At 71.2% G+C, this 19,206-nt stretch carries 13 protein-coding genes; 9 read left to right on the forward strand and 4 right to left on the reverse strand.

Annotation, left to right across the window (positions count from 1 at the left end; genetic code table 11):
* The first annotated feature begins 277 nt into the window (after positions 1-277).
* The 4 genes from gltB to IF11_RS0122915 all read left to right on the forward strand — a co-directional run bounded on the left by gltB (position 278) and on the right by IF11_RS0122915 (position 7,885).
* A complete protein-coding gene (gltB, locus tag IF11_RS0122900; RefSeq protein ID WP_030353570.1) occupies positions 278-4,861 on the forward strand; it encodes a glutamate synthase large subunit in 4,584 nt (1,527 codons plus the stop codon).
* Positions 4,854-6,314 (forward strand): glutamate synthase subunit beta, encoded by a 1,461-nt coding sequence (locus IF11_RS0122905; protein WP_030353571.1) that lies wholly within the window; start codon positions 4,854-4,856, stop codon positions 6,312-6,314. Before gltB ends, IF11_RS0122905 begins: the two co-directional genes overlap by 8 nt.
* A 216-nt stretch (positions 6,315-6,530) precedes the next feature.
* The gene (locus tag IF11_RS0122910) at positions 6,531-7,286 is read left to right on the forward strand and encodes a VWA domain-containing protein (RefSeq protein WP_051746143.1); all 756 of its coding nucleotides are present in this window, start codon (positions 6,531-6,533) and stop codon (positions 7,284-7,286) included.
* Positions 7,283-7,885: a HutD/Ves family protein gene (locus tag IF11_RS0122915; protein WP_030353573.1), complete on the forward strand. Its 603-nt coding sequence runs from the start codon at positions 7,283-7,285 to the stop codon at positions 7,883-7,885. The genes IF11_RS0122910 and IF11_RS0122915 overlap by 4 nt, the downstream gene beginning before the upstream one ends.
* Positions 7,886-8,042: 157 nt before the next feature.
* Here IF11_RS0122915 and IF11_RS0122920 read toward each other — a convergent pair whose 3' ends face one another.
* The 4 genes from IF11_RS0122920 to IF11_RS0122935 are packed head-to-tail and all read right to left on the reverse strand — an operon-like array spanning position 8,043 to position 12,986.
* The gene (locus IF11_RS0122920; RefSeq protein WP_030353574.1) at positions 8,043-9,569 is read right to left on the reverse strand and encodes an ABC transporter ATP-binding protein; all 1,527 of its coding nucleotides are present in this window, start codon (positions 9,567-9,569) and stop codon (positions 8,043-8,045) included.
* Positions 9,566-10,423: an ABC transporter permease gene (locus IF11_RS0122925; protein WP_030353575.1), complete on the reverse strand. Its 858-nt coding sequence runs from the start codon at positions 10,421-10,423 to the stop codon at positions 9,566-9,568. Before IF11_RS0122925 ends, IF11_RS0122920 begins: the two co-directional genes overlap by 4 nt.
* Positions 10,420-11,400 carry an ABC transporter permease gene (locus IF11_RS0122930; RefSeq protein ID WP_051746144.1) on the reverse strand — a complete coding sequence of 327 codons (981 nt, stop codon included), beginning with the start codon at positions 11,398-11,400 and terminating at the stop codon, positions 10,420-10,422. The genes IF11_RS0122925 and IF11_RS0122930 overlap by 4 nt, the downstream gene beginning before the upstream one ends.
* Before the next feature lie 41 nt (positions 11,401-11,441).
* Positions 11,442-12,986: an ABC transporter substrate-binding protein gene (locus IF11_RS0122935; RefSeq protein ID WP_030353577.1), complete on the reverse strand. Its 1,545-nt coding sequence runs from the start codon at positions 12,984-12,986 to the stop codon at positions 11,442-11,444.
* Between the two features lie 124 nt (positions 12,987-13,110).
* On the opposite strand from IF11_RS0122935, the gene IF11_RS0122940 reads away from it, so the two are divergent.
* The 5 genes from IF11_RS0122940 to IF11_RS0122960 all read left to right on the forward strand — a co-directional run bounded on the left by IF11_RS0122940 (position 13,111) and on the right by IF11_RS0122960 (position 19,137).
* On the forward strand, positions 13,111-14,112 hold the full coding sequence (locus IF11_RS0122940) for a TauD/TfdA family dioxygenase (protein WP_030353578.1): 1,002 nt from the start codon (positions 13,111-13,113) through the stop codon (positions 14,110-14,112).
* 31 nt (positions 14,113-14,143) lie between these two features.
* Complete coding sequence (locus IF11_RS0122945) at positions 14,144-15,223, forward strand: ornithine cyclodeaminase family protein (RefSeq protein WP_078490861.1); 1,080 nt, start codon at positions 14,144-14,146, stop codon at positions 15,221-15,223.
* Positions 15,224-15,252: 29 nt separating this feature from the next.
* Entirely contained in the window at positions 15,253-16,584 is a 1,332-nt protein-coding gene (locus IF11_RS0122950) for a type III PLP-dependent enzyme domain-containing protein (RefSeq protein ID WP_420894627.1), read from the forward strand.
* Between the two features lie 80 nt (positions 16,585-16,664).
* A complete protein-coding gene (locus tag IF11_RS0122955; protein ID WP_030353581.1) occupies positions 16,665-17,693 on the forward strand; it encodes a cysteine synthase family protein in 1,029 nt (342 codons plus the stop codon).
* Between the two features lie 4 nt (positions 17,694-17,697).
* Positions 17,698-19,137 (forward strand): MATE family efflux transporter, encoded by a 1,440-nt coding sequence (locus IF11_RS0122960; protein WP_030353582.1) that lies wholly within the window; start codon positions 17,698-17,700, stop codon positions 19,135-19,137.
* Positions 19,138-19,206 lie beyond the last annotated feature (69 nt).

Here is a 19,206-nt window from a genome sequence, read left to right on the forward strand (position 1 = left end):
CGCCATACCGGCAGCCCGTTACCCGGCGGTTTCGAGTCGGTAATGACCGGGCATGAGCCGTAGGCGCCGCGGGCAACGAAGCCTGCTCCGCCCCAACTGACCGGACGGCGATCTGTCCGTCTGCTCCCCCCTTCACCGCTATGCGCGGTGTCCACATGCTGGAACACGCTATCCGCTTCCCGAGAAGCTGCCCATCATGTAACCTGCACGAAATTTCTTGGAGGGCCAACGTCGTCCCTCGGTACTCGCATATGCCACGACGACGACGGGAGAGCCGATGCGTTCCGACGCCTGGTCGCCCATGGACGGTCGCCCCGCCCCGCAAGGGATGTACGACCCCCGTAACGAGCACGACGCCTGTGGCGTCGGGTTCGTGGCCACCCTCACCGGTGTAGCCAGCCATGCGCTGGTGGAGCAGGCGCTGACCGTACTGCGCAATCTCGAACACCGCGGCGCCACCGGCTCCGAGCCGGACTCCGGCGACGGCGCCGGAATCCTCCTCCAGGTCCCGGACGCCTTCCTCCGCGAGGTCGCCGGATTCGAGCTGCCCGAGGCCGGCTCGTACGCCGTCGGCATCGGCTTCCTGCCCGCCGACGACGCCACGGACGCCGTCTCGCGCATCGAGACGATCGCCGCCGAGGAGGGCCTGACCGTCCTCGGCTGGCGCGAGGTCCCCGTCGCCCCCGAGCTGCTCGGCGCCACCGCCCGCTCGACGATGCCGGCCTTCCGCCAGCTGTTCGTCGCGGACGGGACGAGCGCGGGCATCGCCCTGGACCGCAAGGCGTTCCTGCTGCGCAAGCGCGCCGAGCGCGAGGCCGGGGTCTACTTCCCGTCGCTCTCCGCCCGGACGATCGTCTACAAGGGCATGCTCACCACCGGGCAGCTGGAGCCGTTCTTCCCGGACCTCTCCGACCGCCGCTTCGCGACCGCGATCTCGCTGGTCCACTCGCGGTTCTCCACCAACACCTTCCCGAGCTGGCCGCTCGCCCACCCGTACCGCTTCGTCGCGCACAACGGCGAGATCAACACGGTCAAGGGCAACCGCAACTGGATGCGCGCCCGCGAGTCGCAGCTGGCTTCCCGGACGTTCGGCTCCGCCGACAATGGACGCAGTGGTAACGAGGCGCTGGAGCGGATCTTCCCCGTCTGTACGCCGGACGCCTCCGACTCCGCGTCCTTCGACGAGGTCCTCGAACTGATCCACCTCGGTGGCCGGTCGCTGCCGCACTCCGTGCTGATGATGGTCCCCGAGGCGTGGGAGAACCACGACACCATGGACCCGGCCCGGCGCGCCTTCTACCAGTTCCACGCCACGATGATGGAGCCCTGGGACGGCCCCGCCTGTGTCACCTTCACCGACGGCACCCAGGTCGGCGCGGTCCTCGACCGCAACGGACTGCGTCCGGGCCGTTACTGGGTGACCGACGAAGGGCTCGTCGTCCTCTCCTCCGAGGTCGGCGTCCTCGACATCGACCCCGCCAAGGTCGTCCGCAAGGGCCGCCTCCAGCCCGGCCGGATGTTCCTCGTCGACACCGCCGAGCACCGCATCATCGAGGACGACGAGATCAAGGCGTCCCTCGCCGCCGAGCAGCCCTACCAGGAGTGGCTGGAGACCGGCGAGATCGAGCTGTCGGACCTGCCCGAGCGCGAGCACATCGTCCACACGCACGCCTCCGTCACCCGCCGCCAGCAGACCTTCGGCTACACCGAGGAGGAGCTGCGCGTCCTGCTCGCGCCGATGGCCCGCGCGGGCGCCGAGCCGATCGGCTCCATGGGTACGGACTCGCCGATCGCCGCGCTGTCCGCCCGGCCCCGGCTGCTCTTCGACTACTTCACCCAGCTCTTCGCGCAGGTCACCAACCCGCCGCTGGACGCCATCCGCGAGGAGCTGGTCACCTCACTGCGCTCCTCGCTCGGCCCGCAGGGCAATCTGCTGGAGCCGGCCGCCGCGTCGTGCCGTAGCGTCACCCTGCCCTTCCCGGTGATCGACAACGACGAGCTGGCGAAGCTCGTCCACATAAACGCCGACGGCGACATGCCCGGCATGAAGGCCGCCACGCTCTCCGGTCTCTACCGGGTCGGCGGCGGCGGTGACGCCCTCGCCACCCGCATCGACGAGATCTGCGCCGAGACCGACGCCGCGATCGAGAGCGGCGCCCGGATCATCGTGCTCTCCGACCGGCACTCCGACGCCGAGCACGCCCCGATCCCCTCGCTGCTGCTCACCGCGGCCGTGCACCACCACCTCATCCGCACCAAGCAGCGCACCCAGGTCGGGCTGCTGGTCGAGGCCGGTGACGTCCGCGAGGTGCACCATGTCGCGCTGCTCATCGGCTACGGCGCCGCCGCCGTCAACCCGTACCTCGCCATGGAGTCCGTCGAGGACCTGGTCCGCGCCGGTACGTTCATCGAGGGCCTGGCGCCCGAGCAGGCGATCAGGAACCTGATCCACGCGCTCGGCAAGGGCGTCCTGAAGGTGATGTCCAAGATGGGCATCTCCACCGTCGCCTCCTACCGGGGCGCGCAGGTCTTCGAGGCTGTCGGCCTGGACCAGTCCTTCGTCGACAAGTACTTCAACGGCACCGCCACCAAGATCGGCGGCGCCGGTCTCGATGTCGTCGCCGAGGAGGTCGCCGCCCGGCACGCCAAGGGCTACCCGGCCTCCGGGATCTCCGCGAGCCACCGCAAGCTGGAGATCGGCGGCGAGTACCAGTGGCGCCGCGAGGGCGAGCCGCACCTGTTCGACCCGGAGACCGTCTTCCGGCTCCAGCACGCCACGCGCTCGCGCAGCTACGACATCTTCAAGCAGTACACGAGCCGGGTGAACGAGCAGTCCGAGCGGCTGATGACGCTGCGCGGCCTGTTCAACTTCGCCGCCGGCCGGGCGCCCGTACCGCTGGACGAGGTCGAGCCCGCCTCCGAGATCGTCAAGCGCTTCTCCACCGGCGCCATGTCGTACGGCTCGATCTCCCGCGAGGCGCACGAAACCCTCGCCATCGCCATGAACCAGCTGGGCGGCAAGTCCAACACCGGCGAGGGCGGCGAGGACGCGGACCGGCTCTACGACCCGGCCCGCCGCTCCTCCATCAAGCAGGTCGCCTCCGGCCGCTTCGGTGTCACCAGCGAGTACCTGGTCAACGCCGACGACATCCAGATCAAGATGGCCCAGGGCGCCAAGCCCGGCGAGGGCGGACAGCTGCCCGGCCACAAGGTCTACCCGTGGGTCGCCAAGACCCGGCACTCCACCCCGGGCGTCGGTCTGATCTCCCCGCCGCCGCACCACGACATCTACTCCATCGAGGATCTCGCCCAGCTGATCCACGACCTCAAGAACGCCAACCCGCAGGCCCGCATCCATGTGAAGCTGGTCTCCGAGGTCGGCGTCGGCACCGTCGCCGCGGGTGTCTCCAAGGCGCACGCCGATGTCGTCCTGATCTCCGGACACGACGGCGGTACGGGCGCCTCGCCGCTCACCTCGCTCAAGCACGCGGGCGGCCCCTGGGAGCTGGGCCTCGCCGAGACCCAGCAGACCCTGCTGCTCAACGGTCTGCGCGACCGCATCGTCGTGCAGACCGACGGCCAGCTGAAGACCGGCCGCGATGTCGTCATCGCCGCGCTGCTGGGCGCCGAGGAGTTCGGTTTCGCGACCGCGCCGCTCGTCGTCTCCGGCTGCGTCATGATGCGCGTCTGCCATCTGGACACCTGCCCGGTCGGTATCGCCACCCAGAACCCGGTGCTGCGCGAGCGGTTCTCCGGCAAGGCCGAGTACATCGTCAACTTCTTCCAGTTCATCGCCGAGGAGGTCCGCGAACTCCTCGCGGAGCTGGGCTTCCGTACGCTCGAAGAGGCGGTCGGCCACGCCGAACTGCTCGACACCGAGCGGGCCGTGAACCACTGGAAGGCGCAGGGCCTCGACCTGAAGCCGCTCTTCCATGTGCCCGCGCTGCCCGAGAACGCCGTACGCCACCAGGCCATCGGCCAGGACCACGGCCTGGAGAAGGCGCTCGACAACGAGCTGATCAAGCTCGCCGCCGACGCGCTGAGCGCCGAGAGCGCCGAGGCCGCCCAGCCCGTACGCGCCCAGATCGGCATCCGGAACATCAACCGGACCGTCGGCACCATGCTCGGCAACCAGGTGACCAAGAAGTTCGGTGGCGCGGGCCTGCCCGACGACACCATCGACATCACCTTCACCGGCTCCGCGGGCCAGTCCTTCGGCGCGTTCCTGCCGCGCGGTGTCACGCTGCGTCTGGAGGGCGACGCCAACGACTACGTCGGCAAGGGCCTCTCCGGCGGCCGGGTCGTCGTACGGCCCGACCGCGGCGCCGACCACCTCGCGGAGTACTCCACCATCGCGGGCAACACCATCGCCTACGGCGCGACCGGCGGCGAACTGTTCCTGCGCGGCCGGACCGGCGAGCGCTTCTGCGTCCGCAACTCCGGTGCCACCGTCGTCTCCGAGGGCGTGGGCGACCACGGCTGCGAGTACATGACCGGCGGTCACGCCGTCGTCCTCGGCGAGACGGGCCGTAACTTCGCGGCCGGTATGTCGGGCGGCGTCGCGTACGTCATCGACCTCGACGCCGACAACGTCAACGCCGGCAACCTCGGCGCCGTCGAACAGCTCGACGACGCCGACAAGCAGTGGCTGCACGATGTGGTGCGCCGCCACCAGGAGGAGACGGGCTCCACCGTCGCGGAGAAGCTGCTCGCCGAGTGGGACACCGCGGTGGACCGCTTCAGCAAGATCATCCCGACCACGTACAAGGCAGTGCTCGCCGCCAAGGACGCCGCCGAGCTGGCCGGTCTCTCGGAGACCGAGACCACCGAGAAGATGATGGAGGCGGCGACCAATGGCTGACCCGAAGGGCTTTCTCACCACCGGCCGCGAGGTCGCCAGGACCCGCCCCGCCGAGGAGCGCGTCAAGGACTGGAACGAGGTCTACGTTCCGGGCTCGCTGCTCCCGATCATCAGCAAGCAGGCCGGGCGCTGTATGGACTGCGGCATCCCGTTCTGCCACAACGGCTGTCCGCTGGGGAATCTGATCCCCGAGTGGAACGACTACGCGTACCGCGAGGACTGGACGGCCGCGAGCGAGCGGCTGCACGCCACCAACAACTTCCCGGAGTTCACCGGGCGGCTCTGCCCGGCCCCCTGTGAGTCGGCGTGTGTCCTCGCGATCAACCAGCCCGCCGTCACCATCAAGAACGTCGAAGTCTCGATCATCGACAAGGCGTGGGACAGCGGCGATGTCACCCCGCAGCCGCCGGAGCGGCTCTCCGGCAAGACCGTCGCCGTCATCGGCTCGGGCCCGGCCGGACTGGCCGCCGCCCAGCAGCTGACCCGGGCCGGTCACACCGTCGCGGTGTACGAGCGCGCCGACCGGATCGGCGGGCTGCTGCGGTACGGCATCCCCGAGTTCAAGATGGAGAAGTCGCACATCAACCGGCGTATCGAGCAGATGCGCGCGGAGGGCACCAAGTTCCGTACCGAGATCGAGATCGGCCGGGACATCGACGCGGCGAAGCTGCGCAAGCGGTACGACGCCGTCGTCATCGCCGCGGGCGCCACCGTGTCGCGCGATCTGCCCGTCCCGGGCCGTGAGCTCAACGGCGTCCACTTCGCGATGGAGTACCTGCCGCTCTCCAACAAGGTGCAGGAGGGCGACCTGACGGTCTCCCCGATCTCCGCCGAGGGCAAGCACGTCGTGGTCATCGGCGGCGGTGACACCGGCGCGGACTGCGTCGGTACGGCGCACCGCCAGGGCGCGGCCTCCGTCACCCAGCTGGAGATCATGCCGAAGCCGGGCGAGGAGCGCGCCGCGCACCAGCCGTGGCCGACCTTCCCGATGCTCTACAAGGTCACGTCCGCGCACGAGGAGGGCGGTGAGCGGGTCTACTCCGTCTCCACCACCCACTTCGAGGGCGACGAGGACGGCAACGTCCAGTTCCTGCACCTGATCGAGGTGGAGTTCAAGGGCGGCAAGCTGGAGCAGAAGCCGGGCACGGAGCGGAAGATCCCGGCCCAGCTGGTCACGCTCGCCATGGGCTTCACCGGCACCGACCAGGAGAACGGTCTGGTCGAGCAGTTCGGCCTGGAGCTGGACGAGCGCGGCAACATCGCGCGGGACGCGGACTTCGCGACCAACGTGCCCGGCGTGTATGTCGCCGGTGACGCGGGCCGCGGCCAGTCCCTGATCGTGTGGGCGATCGCCGAGGGCCGCTCGGCGGCGCGCGGTGTGGACCGGATGCTGACCGGCGCGAGCGATCTGCCGGCCCCGATCCGTCCGACGGACCGTGCGCTGACGGTCTGATACGTCACCGGTTTCCCTCACGGTCACCGGACTTCACCTCAACAAGACTCCCGTACAACGGCGTACGGGCGGTGGTGGCCCGGGGAGCGTCTCCCGGGCCTTCCCGCAAGACGCGGCGCCTGCCCCAGTCCCCGACCGGACGATGGCAGGCGCCGTGGTGCGTGACGGCTGGCATAATCGCGAGACTCGCCGCCCGTCGACCACAGAGGACCCAGCATGGTCACCGCCCCCGCCCCGGACACGGCGCCCTCCGGACCTGCCCTCAGTCTCCGGAAGGTGGAGGAGACGGCCCCGGCGCTGGTCAGCCTCTACAAGAGCGCGGCGGTGTCGCTGGCGAAGAACGGGCTGAGCGGGCAGCGCGCGGCTGTGTATCTCGTCCTCGACTACTCGGGCTCGATGCGGGAGTACTACAAGGACGGGAGCGTCCAGGCCCTGGCCGACCGGGTGTTGGGGCTCTCCGCGAATCTCGACGACGACGGCATCGTGCCCGTCATCGTCTTCTCCACGGACATCGACGCGGAGTCGCACATCTCGCTGGCCGGCCATCAGGGCCGGATCGACGCGATCGTCGCCGGGCTCGGTCACATGGGCAGGACCAGTTACCACCTGGCCATGGACGCCGTCATCGACCACTACCTGGACAGCGGCTCGACCGCCCCGGCGCTGGTGGTCTTCCAGACGGACGGCGGCCCGGTCAGCAAGCCGGCCGCCGAGCGGTATCTCTGCAAGGCGGCCGAACTGCCGCTGTTCTGGCAGTTCATCGGCTTCGGCGACCCGGACAGCAGACAGTTCGACTTTCTCCGCAAGCTCGACGAACTCGCCGTCCCGGCGAGACGGCGCGTCGACAACGCCGGGTTCTTCCACGCGGGCGAGGATCCGCGCCGGGTCGAGGACTCCGTACTGTACGACCGGCTGGTCGGCGAGTTCCCGCAATGGCTGGGCCGGGCACGGGAGTTGGGCATCGTCACATGAACCCCCGGATCCTGGGCGCGGCGGGACGGCCGGCCGTGCCGTGGAAGAACGGCGGCGGAGTCACCCGCGAGATCGCCTCCTGGCCCGAGGGCGCGGGGACGGCGGACTTCGACTGGCGGATCAGCCTCGCGGACGTCGCCGCCGACGGCCCGTTCTCCACCTTTCCCGGGGTCGACCGGACCCTGACCATGGTCGAGGGCGCCGGCATGGACCTCACGGTCGGCGGCCGGCGCAGGCTGGTCGACGAGCGCTGCGTCCCGGCGGACTTTCCCGGCGATCTCCCCACGCACTGCCAGCTGCTTGCGGGCCCGGTCGTCAACTTCAATGTCATGTGGCACCGGGAGCGGGTCTCGGCGTCGGTCGCGGTCGTACGCGGCTGCCTCCCCGTCCCCGTACCACCGGGGGCGACGGTGGTGGCCGTCGCGCTGGAGAGCCCGGCGACACTCGGGAGCGCCACGCTGGCCCGGTACGACGCGGCGCTCCTGGCCCCGGAGACGGCCACGGGGGACTCGGCGCCGGGTCCGGCGGGCGCGCCCCTGACGCTCCGGAGCGAGGGACCGGCGGCGCTCGTCACGCTCCGGCGAGCAGTCCGTCGATGAGCACGCGGAGACGCGCGCCGAGGCCTGGTCACCGGCGGGAACACCTCGCCGACACCGGCACGGCGCGACGCCTGTGGACGGCCGGCGTGGCACTGACCGGTACGGACCCGGCTCCCGGTGCCGGCTGAGCCCGGCAGGTCGTTCGCCCTCACCTGTGTCACCCGTGGAGGGCGCCGCCTTCCGGCAGAAGCGTTGCCGTGGGGCCGTGCGCGGTGAGCCGGCCGGCGTCCAGCAGATGCACGGTGTCGGTGTAGGCCGCGACCAGGTGCGGTTCGTGGCTGACCAGCGCGATGGCCATGTGCCGTTCGGTACGCAGGCGTTGGAGGAGTTCCATGACGCCGGTGGCCGTGTCCGGGTCGAGGGCGGAGGTGATCTCGTCGCAGAGCAGGAAGTCGGGTTCCGTGGCCAGGGCGCGGGCGATGGAGACGCGCTGGCGCTGGCCGCCGGAGAGTTCGGCGGGGTAGCGGCGGGCGAAGTCGGCGGGCAGCTCGACCTGTTCGAGGAGTTCGGCGATCCGCTCCGGGACCCGGTCCCTGGCCAGGCCGCCGTGCAGCCGGAGTGGACGGGCCAGGGCGGCGCTGACGGTACGGGAAGGGTTGAGCGCGTCGAGCGGATTCTGCGGGACCAGCTGGATGCGCCGGTGGTGTGCGCGCCCGCGCCCCCGCGCCGTTCCGGCGAGCGGCTGCCCGTCGAGGGTGAGGGTTCCGGAGTCGGCCCGGTGAAGGCCGACCAGGACCCGCAGCAGCGTGGTCTTACCGGAGCCGGAGGGCCCGACGATGCCGGTGGCGGAGCCGGGGGGCGCCGTGAAGTCCACCGCGTCCAGGGCGTGTTGCGCGCCGCCCCGGTGCGGGAAGACCACGCTGACGGAGCGCGCGGCGATCCCCACCGCCTTGTCCGGAATGCCGGTCGGCGACGCGGTCCTGGGGGCCGGTACGCGGGCGCGCGCGGGCGCGGAGAGGCGTACGACCCGGTCGGCGCAGGTGGCGACGAGTTCGGGATCGTGGCAGGCCATGACGATCGCCAAGCCGCGTGTGGTGGCCAGATGGCGCAACAACTGGGCGATTTCGTCGCGCAGTGCCGGGTCGAGCCCGGCGGTGGGCTCGTCGAGCAGCAGGATCTCCGGGGTGCGGGCCAGCGCGCGGGCGAGGGCGACCCGGCGCTGCTGGCCGCCGGAGATGGCGGTGGGCCGTCGGTCGGGGAGCCCGTCGTCGGTGGGCAGCCGGACTTCGCGCAGCAGGCCGAGGACGGCCCGCTCGCTCGGGTCGGTGGCGGTCTCGGCGATGAGCTGACGGACCCTCATGCGCGGGTTGAGCGCGGACCCGGGGTCCTGTCCCACGTACGCGAGCCGGGTACGGCGCAGCTGGCGCAGCGCCTCAGGGGCCAGGGCGGGGATGTCGTGGCCGAGGACGTCCAGCGTGCCGGAGGCGATGGCGGCGCCTGCGGGAAGGTGGCCGAGGAGGGCCCGCAGGAGCGTGGTCTTGCCGGAGCCGGAGACGCCGGTCAGAGCGGTGATCTGTGCCGCGTGGACGGTCAGGCTGGTGGGCGGGAGCAGCACGGGGCCCCCGGGAACGCGTACGGAGAGGCCGGTGACCGTCACCAGGGGCGCGGAGGTGTCCGTACCACCGTCGGCGAGAGGTCCGTCCGGGACGTCCCGGGTGGCGGCCGGGTGTGCGGCGTTGCTCACGAGGTGGTCACCGCCTTACGTGCGGAGCGAGGGGCGAGGGAGGCGGAGGCGAGGTTGACGCTGATGGCGAGGGCGGCGATGGCCAGGCTGGGGGCGACCACGGCCCAGGGGTTGAGGAGGATGCCCGGCGCGTTCTCGCGGATCATCAAGGCCCAGTCCGCCGCCGGTGGCTGCGGGCCGATCTGCAGGAAGCCCGCCATGGAGATGATGTACACGGCTTCGACGAAGCGCAGGCCGAACAGGGCGAGTACGGTCGCGCGCAGATTGGGCAGCAGTTCCCGGGCGGCGATGTACGGGAGTGACTCGCCCCGGGCCGTGGCCGCCTCGACGTACCCGGCGTTCGCCAGGGGCGCGGCGGCGCCGGCGACGATACGTACCGCGTACGGCGTGCCGAGCACGATCGCGGCGCCGATGACGGCCCACCGTCCGCCGCCGGGCCAGGCGAGGGCGATGAGCATGATGCCCAGCACGGGCGGCAGCAGGATGAGGACATCGGCCGTACGCTCCACGGCGCGGCCCAGGGTGGGGTGCAGGACCGCGAAGCACCCCAGCAGCGTGGCCAGCAGGGTGACGACGGCGGCGACCAGGAGGGCGCTGCCGATGAGGGCCGTGCCGCCGTGCAGAAGCCGGCTCATGACGTCCCGTCCGAGCTGGTCGCCACCGAGCGGCGCGCCGTCGCCGGCCGCCGCGAACGGGGCGGTGACGGGCGTGTCGATGGGGTGGGCGGCGAGGTACGGGCCGATCAGGGCCAGCAGAACCAGGATCAGACCGGGTACGACGCGGCGCAGCGCGCGGTAGCGGGCGCCGCCGGGGCGACGGCCCGCGGTGAGGGACGTGCTCGTGGGCGCGCTCATGGACGGGCTCCCAGGACGCGGGCGCGGATGAGGTCGGCGGCCAGCAGCACGAGGCTGATGGCGGCGCCGCCGCAGATGACGACACCGGCGATGAGCGGGGTGTCGCGACTGGCGACGGCGCTGGCCAGCACACCGCCGATCCCCGGGTAGTTGAAGAGCGCTTCCACGACGACCGTGCCGCCCAGCAGCATGCCGGTGGAGGTGGCGAAGCCGGTGGCGATGGCGGGGACCGCTCCGGGAAGGGCGTGGCGCAGGATGATCCGCCGCGTCGGCAGACCGTCCAGCCGGGCGGCCTCGACATGCGGGGCCGCGGCCTGGTCGGCGAGCGCGCCGCGCACGATGGTCGTGTTCCAGCCGGTCTGGGGGATGACCAGCGCCAGGACCGGCATGATCAGCATGGTCCAGGTGGCCGGGTCGCCGTCGGCGCCGGTCAGGGTGACGGCGGGCAGCCAGCCGGTCCACAGCGACAGGACGAGCAACAGGCCGACGGAGATGACGAATTCGGGGACCGCGAACGCGGAGGTGGCGGCGTGCCCGATGATCCGGTCGGCCGGGCGGCCCGGCCGGGCGGCGGCCCAGCACCCCAGGGCCAGCGCCGCCGCCACGGTGAGGAGGAAGGCGCAGCCCGCGAGCAGCAGGGTGTTGGGGAACGGATCGGCGAGCAGGTCGGTGACCTTCTGCCCGCGGGCGGAGGTGCCGAGATCGCCGGTGGGCAGGGCCGTCATCCACTCCCCGAAGCGCTCCCACACGGGCCGGTCGAGGCCCAGCAGCTGACGCCGCGCCGCCACATCGGCGGCGCTCTCGCCGCGTTCGGAGGTCGCGGTGGCGGCGTCCCCGGGCAGCAGTTCGACGGCGGCGAACACCGCGGCGAGGAGCACCGCGAGCAGCAGCACCCGCCGGGCCACGACCGCGGCGACGCGGCCGAGGAGCGGGAGCGTACGGCGGGGCGCGGTGGCCGCCCGGACGGGGGCGGCCACCGCGCTGTCCTCGGCCGTCCGGCTCAACGCGGCCGCACGTTTCAACGCAGCCACACGTTTTCGAGCTGGACGCGGCCGTAGCCCGCGAGCGTGGGCAGGCCCTGGACCTTGGCGGCGGCGAGGTCGATGCCGTCCGCCATGCCCCACAGGAGGTAGCCGGACCGGTCGAACTCGATCTGCTGGAGTTCGCGCAGCGCCGTGGCGCGGGCCTTCTCGTCGGCGGTGCCGATGACCTTGCGGTAGGAGGCGTCGAAGTCCTTGTCGGCGAAGCCGGCCTCGTTCTGTCCGGCTTCGCTGACCAGGGTCTTGGAGGCGAAGAACACGACGGAGTCGTTGGTGCCCCAGTAGCTGGTGTACAGGTCGCCCTTGAGCCAGGTCTTCTCGTAGAAGGCGCCGGACTCCTGCTTGACGACCCTGATCTTGATACCGGCCTCACGGGCCTGGGCGGCGAACAGCGTGGCGGATTCGGCGAGTCCGGAGATGTCCTCGGTGGTGACCAGATCGTAGGTCCTGGAGAGGTCGAACTCCGCCTCGGTCAGCAGCTGCTTGGCCTTGGCGAGGTCGCGCTCGCGCTGCGGGATGTCCTTGGCGTAGTGCGGGTCGCCGGTGCCCATGATGTCGTTGGCGACGGTGCCGTAGCCGGACAGGACCTGCTTGACCATGGCCTCCCGGTCCACGACCAGGCGCAGCGCCTCCCGTACGCGGGCGTCGGCGAACGGGCCGCTCGCGGTACGCATCACGAGGGGCATCGACATGTCGTTGGGGCGGCGTACGACTTGGATGTCCTTACGGGACTCGGCGGTCCGCGCGGCGACGGCACCGGCGTTGGAGGCGACGTCGATCTGCCCGGCGAGCAGCGCGTTGGCCATCGCCTGCGGTGTCTCGAACATCGTCACCTCGATCGCGTCGAGGAGAACCGTTCCGCCGTACCAGCTGTCGTTGCGCACCAGCCGGGCGTTGCCGCCGCGGTACCAGTCGAGCGTGAACGGGCCGGTGCCCGGAGCCTTCTCCAGAGCGCTGTCCGGGGTGTCCTTCTTCAGGACGAACGTGGTCAGCCGGGTCAGGAGCGGGAGTTCGGCGTTGGCATAGTCGGAGATCAGTACGACCGTGTCGGCGCCCTCGGCCTTGATGTTCTCGGCCTTGATGCCGGGCAGCCGCGCGGCGCCGGAGGGCGTGCCGCGCAGCCGGCGCAGCGACCACACGACGTCCTCGGCGGTGACCGGGCTGCCGTCGTGGAACACGGCGCCCTTGGCGAGCGTGAAGCGCCAGGTCTTCAGGTCCTTCGACGGCTCCCAGGAAGCGGCCAGGCGCGGCAGGGTGTTGGGCTTCGCGCCGGGGACGGTGAGCGTGTCGTACACCAGGGCCAGCACCAGGTAGTCACTCTCGTTGCCCTGCGTGCCATGGGGGTCGCGGGTGATGGCCCCGGCCCGGCCGAGCGCGCCGATGCGGAGCGTGCCGCCCTTCTTGGGCTTGCCGCCCGTGGCCGCGGGTTCGGCGGAGGTGCCGCCCCCCGAACAGGCGGCCAGCAGAGCCGCCGTGCCTATCGCCCCGCCGGCCCAGAGCACTTGGCGCCTGGTGAAGTCCACGTACGTCCTCGATCCACATTCAGAGCAGCTGGTGGGTTTTTAGGGTTGCCTTGCCTAACTTTAATGCTAGCGTTCGGGGCGCTTCCCACCCACCCCCCATTCCGACGGAAACGGATACCTTGTCATGGGCTCGGCAGCCGCACCTGTCCGTCAGCTCGATCCCCACACCGTGGCCGAACTCCGCTCGGCCGCGGAGAAGATACTCGCCGCATTCGGTACGTCGGCGGCCTCCCCCGCACTGCTGGAGCACGTCGCCCGTACGGCAGGCGCGTTCAGCGACACCCTGCGCCATCACTGCCGGCCGGTCGACACCGACGACGGTCTGTTCGTGCTGCGCGGCCTCGACGTCGACGACGAGGCGGTCGGACCCACACCCGAGGGCTGGGCCACCGCCGGAGACAGCGGCGCGGGCGCCCTCTACGACCTCACGCTCCTGCTGCTCGCCACCGTGATGGGCAACCCGATCGCCTGGGAGGGCCAGCAGGACGGCCGGTTCGTCCACAACATCGTCCCCGCCCCCGGCCATGAGACCGCGCAGACCGGCGCCAGCAGCGCGGTGCTCCTCAGCCCGCACACCGAGGACGCCTTCCACCCCGGCCGCGCCCACCTTCTGATGCTCGGGTGCGTGCGCAACCACGACCACATCGCCACCACCGCCGCGGGCATCCGCAAGACCCGCCTCTCGGACCAGGACATCGAGACGCTGGCCCGCCCGGTGCTGCCGATCCTGCCCGACGACGCCTACGCCGAGGCCCAGGGCTACACGGATCAGCTGCCCCCGGCCGTGCCCGCCCTCTTCCCGGCCGAGGACGGGACGACGCTGCGCTTCGACCCCGCCTACACGCCGGTCGACCGGGCCGACGCAACCTACCGGGCCGCCTACCGGCGTCTGGAGGCCGAACTCGCCCGCGTCTCGGTCTCGGTGAGTCTCGCCCCGGGGGAGGTCCTCGTCGTCGACAACGACCTGGTCGTCCACGGCCGCGTTCCCTTCCGGGCCCGCTACGACGGCACCGACCGGTGGCTCAAGCGCGCCTCCGTCCGGGTCCCCGGGCGCCGCACCCGGCCGCCGGCCGAAGCCGATGAGCACGGTTACGGTCAGGCCGCGCTCGAAGCGCACGCGAGCTGAACTCCCGCCCCCGCCCCGGAGGAAGGACACCATGAGCGACACCCCGACCGCGCCCGCCGACGCTCCTGTATCCGTCGACGCCCCGATATCCGCCGACACTCCGGCATCCGGCGGTACCGCGGTATCCGGCGACGACACGAGTCTGCGGATCCTCTCGACCACCGATCTCGCCGGGATCGACATCTCGCCGGCCGATGTGGTCGCCACCGTGGAGGACGCCTACCGCACCCTGCACAGCGGCCTCTCCGACAACCCCCGGAAGCTGACCGTCAAGCCACCGGACGGGCACTCGGTCTCGTACGCGATGCTCGGCCGGGACGGCTCCCGCGATGTCGTCGCGATCAAGACCTCCTACAAGCACGGCCTGGACAAGGGCCGCGACGCACAGCACTACTACACCTCGCTCACCCTCTACGACGATGTCACCGGTCTGCCGGTCGCGATGATGGACTGCTCCCGCATCGGCTCCCTGCGCACCCCCGCCGTCTCCGCGCTGCTGGCCCGCGAATGCGCGGCCCCCGGCGCCCGTAACGCCCTGGTCATCGGCACCGGCACCCAAGGACGCCTCGCCCTGCCGTTCCTGCTCACGACGCTGCCCGAGCTGGACCGGCTGATGCTGTACGGCACGCACCCCGACGGCATCGCCGCCGTCCGCGAGCAGTTGCGCGCCCATTTCCCCGACCGTGACGTGGAGATCGTCACCGATCTGAGCGCCGCCGCGTCGGACGCGGACGTCATCGTCGCGACGGCGGGCGCGCACACTCCGGCCGCCGTCGAGGCGGACTGGCTCAAACCCGGCGCGCTGTCCGTCCTCGTCGGCCACGGCCTCGCCCCGTCGACCCTGCACCGGGCCGACCGGATCATCGCCACCAGCGAGGCGCAGATGAACGTCACCGGCACCGACATGGCCGATGCCCACGGCGAACTGCCCCCGGTCGACGCCGAGTTCCCGCCCGTGATCGCTGGTGACGCCGTCGGCCGCCGCTCGGCGACGGAGCGGATCTTCGCGTACAACAGCGGCCTGGTCGTCACCGACATCGCCCTCGGCCATCGCTTCGCCCAACTCGCCCTGGAACGGGGCCTGGGCACCGAGGTGCCGCTGTGGCGGTGAGCGCCGGCCCCTGGCCCACCCTCCCCGTCGTGCCCGATCCCCGCGCCGAAGCGGTCCTGAGCAGCGGACTGATCGAGGAGCTCTCCTACGCGCTGGGCGGCCCGTTCCACTTCCTGCTCCCCGACACCTTCGACACCAACCTCCGGGCCCTGCGGGAGGCCCTGGCCGAGGCCGGTGTCGACGGGGTCGTGTACTTCGCGAAGAAGGCCAACAAGGCGGCCGTGTGGATCGAACGCTCCGCCGAGGGCGGGGCGGGGGTCGACATCGCCTCCGTCGGCGAACTGCGCGAAACCCTCGGCCACGGCGTCCGCGGGGAGGACATCGTGGTCACCGGCCCGGCCAAGGATCCCGCGCTGCTGCGACTCGCGGTCCGGCACGGCGCGCTGATCGCCGTGGACGCGCTCGACGAACTCGACGCGCTCATCACGACCGTACGGACCGGACGCGTACGCCGGGCCCGGCTGCTCCTGCGCTGTCTGCCGCCGGCCCAGCCGCACAGCCGCTTCGGCATGAACGACACGGAACTGGCCACCGCCCTGGACCGCTGCGTCCGGGCGGGCGACGCCGTACGCATGGAGGGGTTCAGCTTCCATCTGTCCGGCTACGCGATCCAGCCGCGCGCCGACCTCGCCGGGCAACTGGTCGATCTGTGCCTCAAGGCCCGCGCCCTGGGCCTGGACGCCGATCGGGTCAGTATCGGCGGCGGCCTCGCGGTCAGCTACACCGACGCCGAGAGCTGGTGCGCCTTCCTGGACGTACAGAACAGCGGCCACTACCACGCGGACAGAACCTTCGACACCGCCGACTTCTACCCGTACCACTCGCCGCACGCGGGAGCCGGTGCGCTGCGTACGCTGCTGGCCACCCGCCCGGAGGGGTACGGGCAGAGCCTCGCCGGTCTGTTGCGGGACTCCGGCGTCACGCTGCTGATGGAGCCCGGACGCGCCCTGCTCGACCGGGCCGGCGCCACCGTATTCCGGATCCAGGGCGTCAAGGACCGTGCCGGCTACCAGCTCCTGACCGTGGACGGCACCAGCCTGAGCCTGTCCGAGCAGTGGTTCAACAGCGAGTACCTGCCCGACCCGTATCTGCTCCCGATGAATCCGGAGGCTTCCGCGGGGGTGTGGCCCGCCGCCGTCGGCGCGGCGACCTGTCTGGAGTCGGACATGCTCACCTGGCGGAAGATCCCCTTCACCCGGCGCCCCCGCGCCGGTGACCTGCTGGTCTACCCCAACACGGCCGGCTACCAGATGGACTCCAACGAGTCGGCGTTCCACGATCTGGCCCTCCCGCCCAAGGTCGTGATCGACCGCACCGATCGTGACCGGCCACGCTGGCGGCTGGACCGCCACTTCACCTGACGCGGGCACGACGCCCGTACGTACGGACCCAGGGACGACCCCCGCACCGACCCCCGCACCGACCCCCACAGGAGTAATCGATGCCCGGAGCACTTCAGCGCCCCGCCGTGGTCTCCCGCGTATCCGACCTCATCGGCCGCACCCCGCTGCTGGAACTCGCCACCACCGAAACGGGCTCCCGTCTGCTGCTGAAGCTGGAGATGTTCAACCCCACCGGTACGGCGAAGATCCGTATGGCCCGTCAGATGATCACCGACGCCGAGGAGCGCGGTGAACTGCGCCCCGGCGGCCGGATCATCGAGTCCACGTCCGGCAATACGGGCCTCGGACTCGCGGTCGTCGCCGCCGAGCGCGGCTACACCTTCACCGCCGTCGTCGACCACCACGCCGCCGCCGACAAGCTGCGCGGGATGAAGGCCCTGGGCGCCGAACTCGTCTACGTCGTGGACGACGGCACCGAAGAACTGGCCACGGCAGCCCGCGAGGAACTCGCCGAGGAGCTGGCGCGCGGCCAGGACAACACCTTCTTCACCGAGCAGCACAACAACCCCAGCAACGGCGTCGGCTATTTTCCCGTCGCCCACGAACTCCACGAAGCCCTCGACGGGAGGCTCGACGTCCTCATCGGCGCGGTCGGCACCGGCGGCGCCCTGTGCGGCACCGGCCGTGAGCTGCGCACGCTCATACCCGGTCTCGTCACGATCGGTGTCGAACCCAAGGGATCGATCGCGTTCGGCGGGCCGGCCCACGACTACTACCAGTCCGGCACCGGCACCCCGGAAGGCGCCGAGATCGGAGCCCTGGTCGACTTCGACCTGATCGACGAGGGAGTGAAGGTCGGCGACATCGAGGCGTTCGCGACCTGCCGCGCCGTCGCCCGTACCGGCCTGCTCATCGGCGGCTCGGCGGGCGGTGTCGTCCACGAGGCGCTGACCCGGCTGTCCACGCTTCCCCCGGGCACGACTATGGTCGCCCTCGTCAACGACGGCGGGGAGAAGTACCTGGACACCGTCTTCAACGACGACTGGATGCACGCCCGAGGTCTCCTCGATCCCGCAGCGGAACGGGAGATCGATGAACTCCTCACCAAACTCCGCGGGAACCGATAACCCCATGCTGACCACCCTCCTCCGCGACAGCCGCGCCCTCGCGACTCTCGCCGTACCCCTGGTCCTCACCCAGCTCGCCCAGGTCGCCCTGACCACCACGGACACGGTGATGATGGGCATGCTCGGCACGGCGGAACTGGCGGCCGGCGGCCTGGCCATCGTCATCTTCAACCAGCTCCGCACGATGGGCGTCGGCCTCGTCACCTCCGTCGGCAACCAGATAGCCGCGGCGGCGGCCCGCGCGGAGCGGGCGACGGGCACGGCGGGCAAGGCCAAGGGCGAGGGGGAGGGGCAGGGCGAGGGGCACGCCGGGGGAGCGGCGGAGCACGAGGAGGTACGCGGCATCGTCCGCGCGAGCATGGCCGTCGCCACGCTCGCCGGTATCGCCGGCGCGGTCCTCATGATCCTCATCGGCCAGACGCTGACCTGGCTCGGCCAGGACGCGGCTGTTGTCGACCGCGCCCAGACCATGCTGATCGCGCTGGCCCCCGGTCTGCTGCCGTGCCTGTGGTTCCAGGCCATCCGGCAGTTCACCGTCGGCATGCGACGCCCGCAGGCGCTGCTCCGGATCACCCTCGCGTCCATCGCCGTCAACGCCGGCCTGAACTGGGTCCTCATCCATGGCACGTGGGGCCTGCCCCGGCTGGGCCTGACCGGCGTCGGCATCGCCACGTCCAGCGTCTACCTCCTGTCGTTCGTCGCCCTGTACGTCTCGGCGAAGCGCGACAGCGAGCTGGCGCCCCTGCTCACCCTGAACGCGGCCAAGGCCGATCCGGCGACCGTCCGGCGCCTCATCGGCCTGGGCATCCCGATCGCCGCCACGTACGGCTCCGAGGCGGGCTTCTTCTCCGTCACCGCCCTGATGGCCGGCTCTTTCGGACCGGCCGCCCTCGCCGCGCACACCGCCGTCAACCAGCTCGTCTACATCGTCTTCCAGGTCGCCGTCGGCCTCTCCCACGCCGCGTCCATCAACGTCAGCCGCGAACTCGCCCTCGGCCGCCACGACGATGCCCGCCGCATCAAGAACACCGCGCTCGCCTGCGCGGCGGCCGTCATGACCGTGGTCGGCATCGGCTACCTCACCCTGCCGCGCCTGGTCCTCGCCCCGTTCCTCGACTCCGGCTCCGACCAGGCCCTCACGATCGCCACGCACCTGCTGATCGTCACCGCGTTCCTCCAGTTCTTCGACTGCGCGCAGAACATCGGCGTCGGTCTCCTGCGCGGCCTGGACGACACCCGGAGCGGCTTCCGCATCACCCTCATCGGCTACTGGGCCGTGGGCCTCCCCGCCGCATGGCTCCTCGCCTACCCCCTCAGCCTGGACACCCTCGGCATCTGGCTCGGCCTGCTCACCGGCCTCGCGACCACCGCCGTACTGCTTCTGCGCCGCTACTCCGACACCCTCGCGACCCGAGCCACGGCCCACGCACTGGCAGCGCCGTGAGCGGACCAAGATCGGAACTTATTGTTCAACTTCGTTCACGCTTGGTGTACTTACGCGCCTTTTACTCTT

This window comes from Streptomyces scopuliridis RB72, from assembly GCF_000718095.1.
Taxonomy (GTDB): Bacteria; Actinomycetota; Actinomycetes; order Streptomycetales; family Streptomycetaceae; genus Streptomyces; species Streptomyces scopuliridis.

What these genes read in the sequence shown, in the direction of transcription:
- gltB (WP_030353570.1), top strand. Translation starts at nt 278, where the DNA reads ATGCGTTCCGACGCCTGGTCGCCCATGGACGGTCGCCCCGCCCCGCAA.
- IF11_RS0122905 (WP_030353571.1), top strand. Translation starts at nt 4,854, where the DNA reads ATGGCTGACCCGAAGGGCTTTCTCACCACCGGCCGCGAGGTCGCCAGG.
- IF11_RS0122910 (WP_051746143.1), top strand. Translation starts at nt 6,531, where the DNA reads ATGGTCACCGCCCCCGCCCCGGACACGGCGCCCTCCGGACCTGCCCTC.
- IF11_RS0122915 (WP_030353573.1), top strand. Translation starts at nt 7,283, where the DNA reads ATGAACCCCCGGATCCTGGGCGCGGCGGGACGGCCGGCCGTGCCGTGG.
- IF11_RS0122925 (WP_030353575.1), bottom strand. Translation starts at nt 10,423, where the DNA reads ATGAGCGCGCCCACGAGCACGTCCCTCACCGCGGGCCGTCGCCCCGGC.
- IF11_RS0122940 (WP_030353578.1), top strand. Translation starts at nt 13,111, where the DNA reads ATGGGCTCGGCAGCCGCACCTGTCCGTCAGCTCGATCCCCACACCGTG.
- IF11_RS0122945 (WP_078490861.1), top strand. Translation starts at nt 14,144, where the DNA reads ATGAGCGACACCCCGACCGCGCCCGCCGACGCTCCTGTATCCGTCGAC.
- IF11_RS0122955 (WP_030353581.1), top strand. Translation starts at nt 16,665, where the DNA reads ATGCCCGGAGCACTTCAGCGCCCCGCCGTGGTCTCCCGCGTATCCGAC.
- IF11_RS0122960 (WP_030353582.1), top strand. Translation starts at nt 17,698, where the DNA reads ATGCTGACCACCCTCCTCCGCGACAGCCGCGCCCTCGCGACTCTCGCC.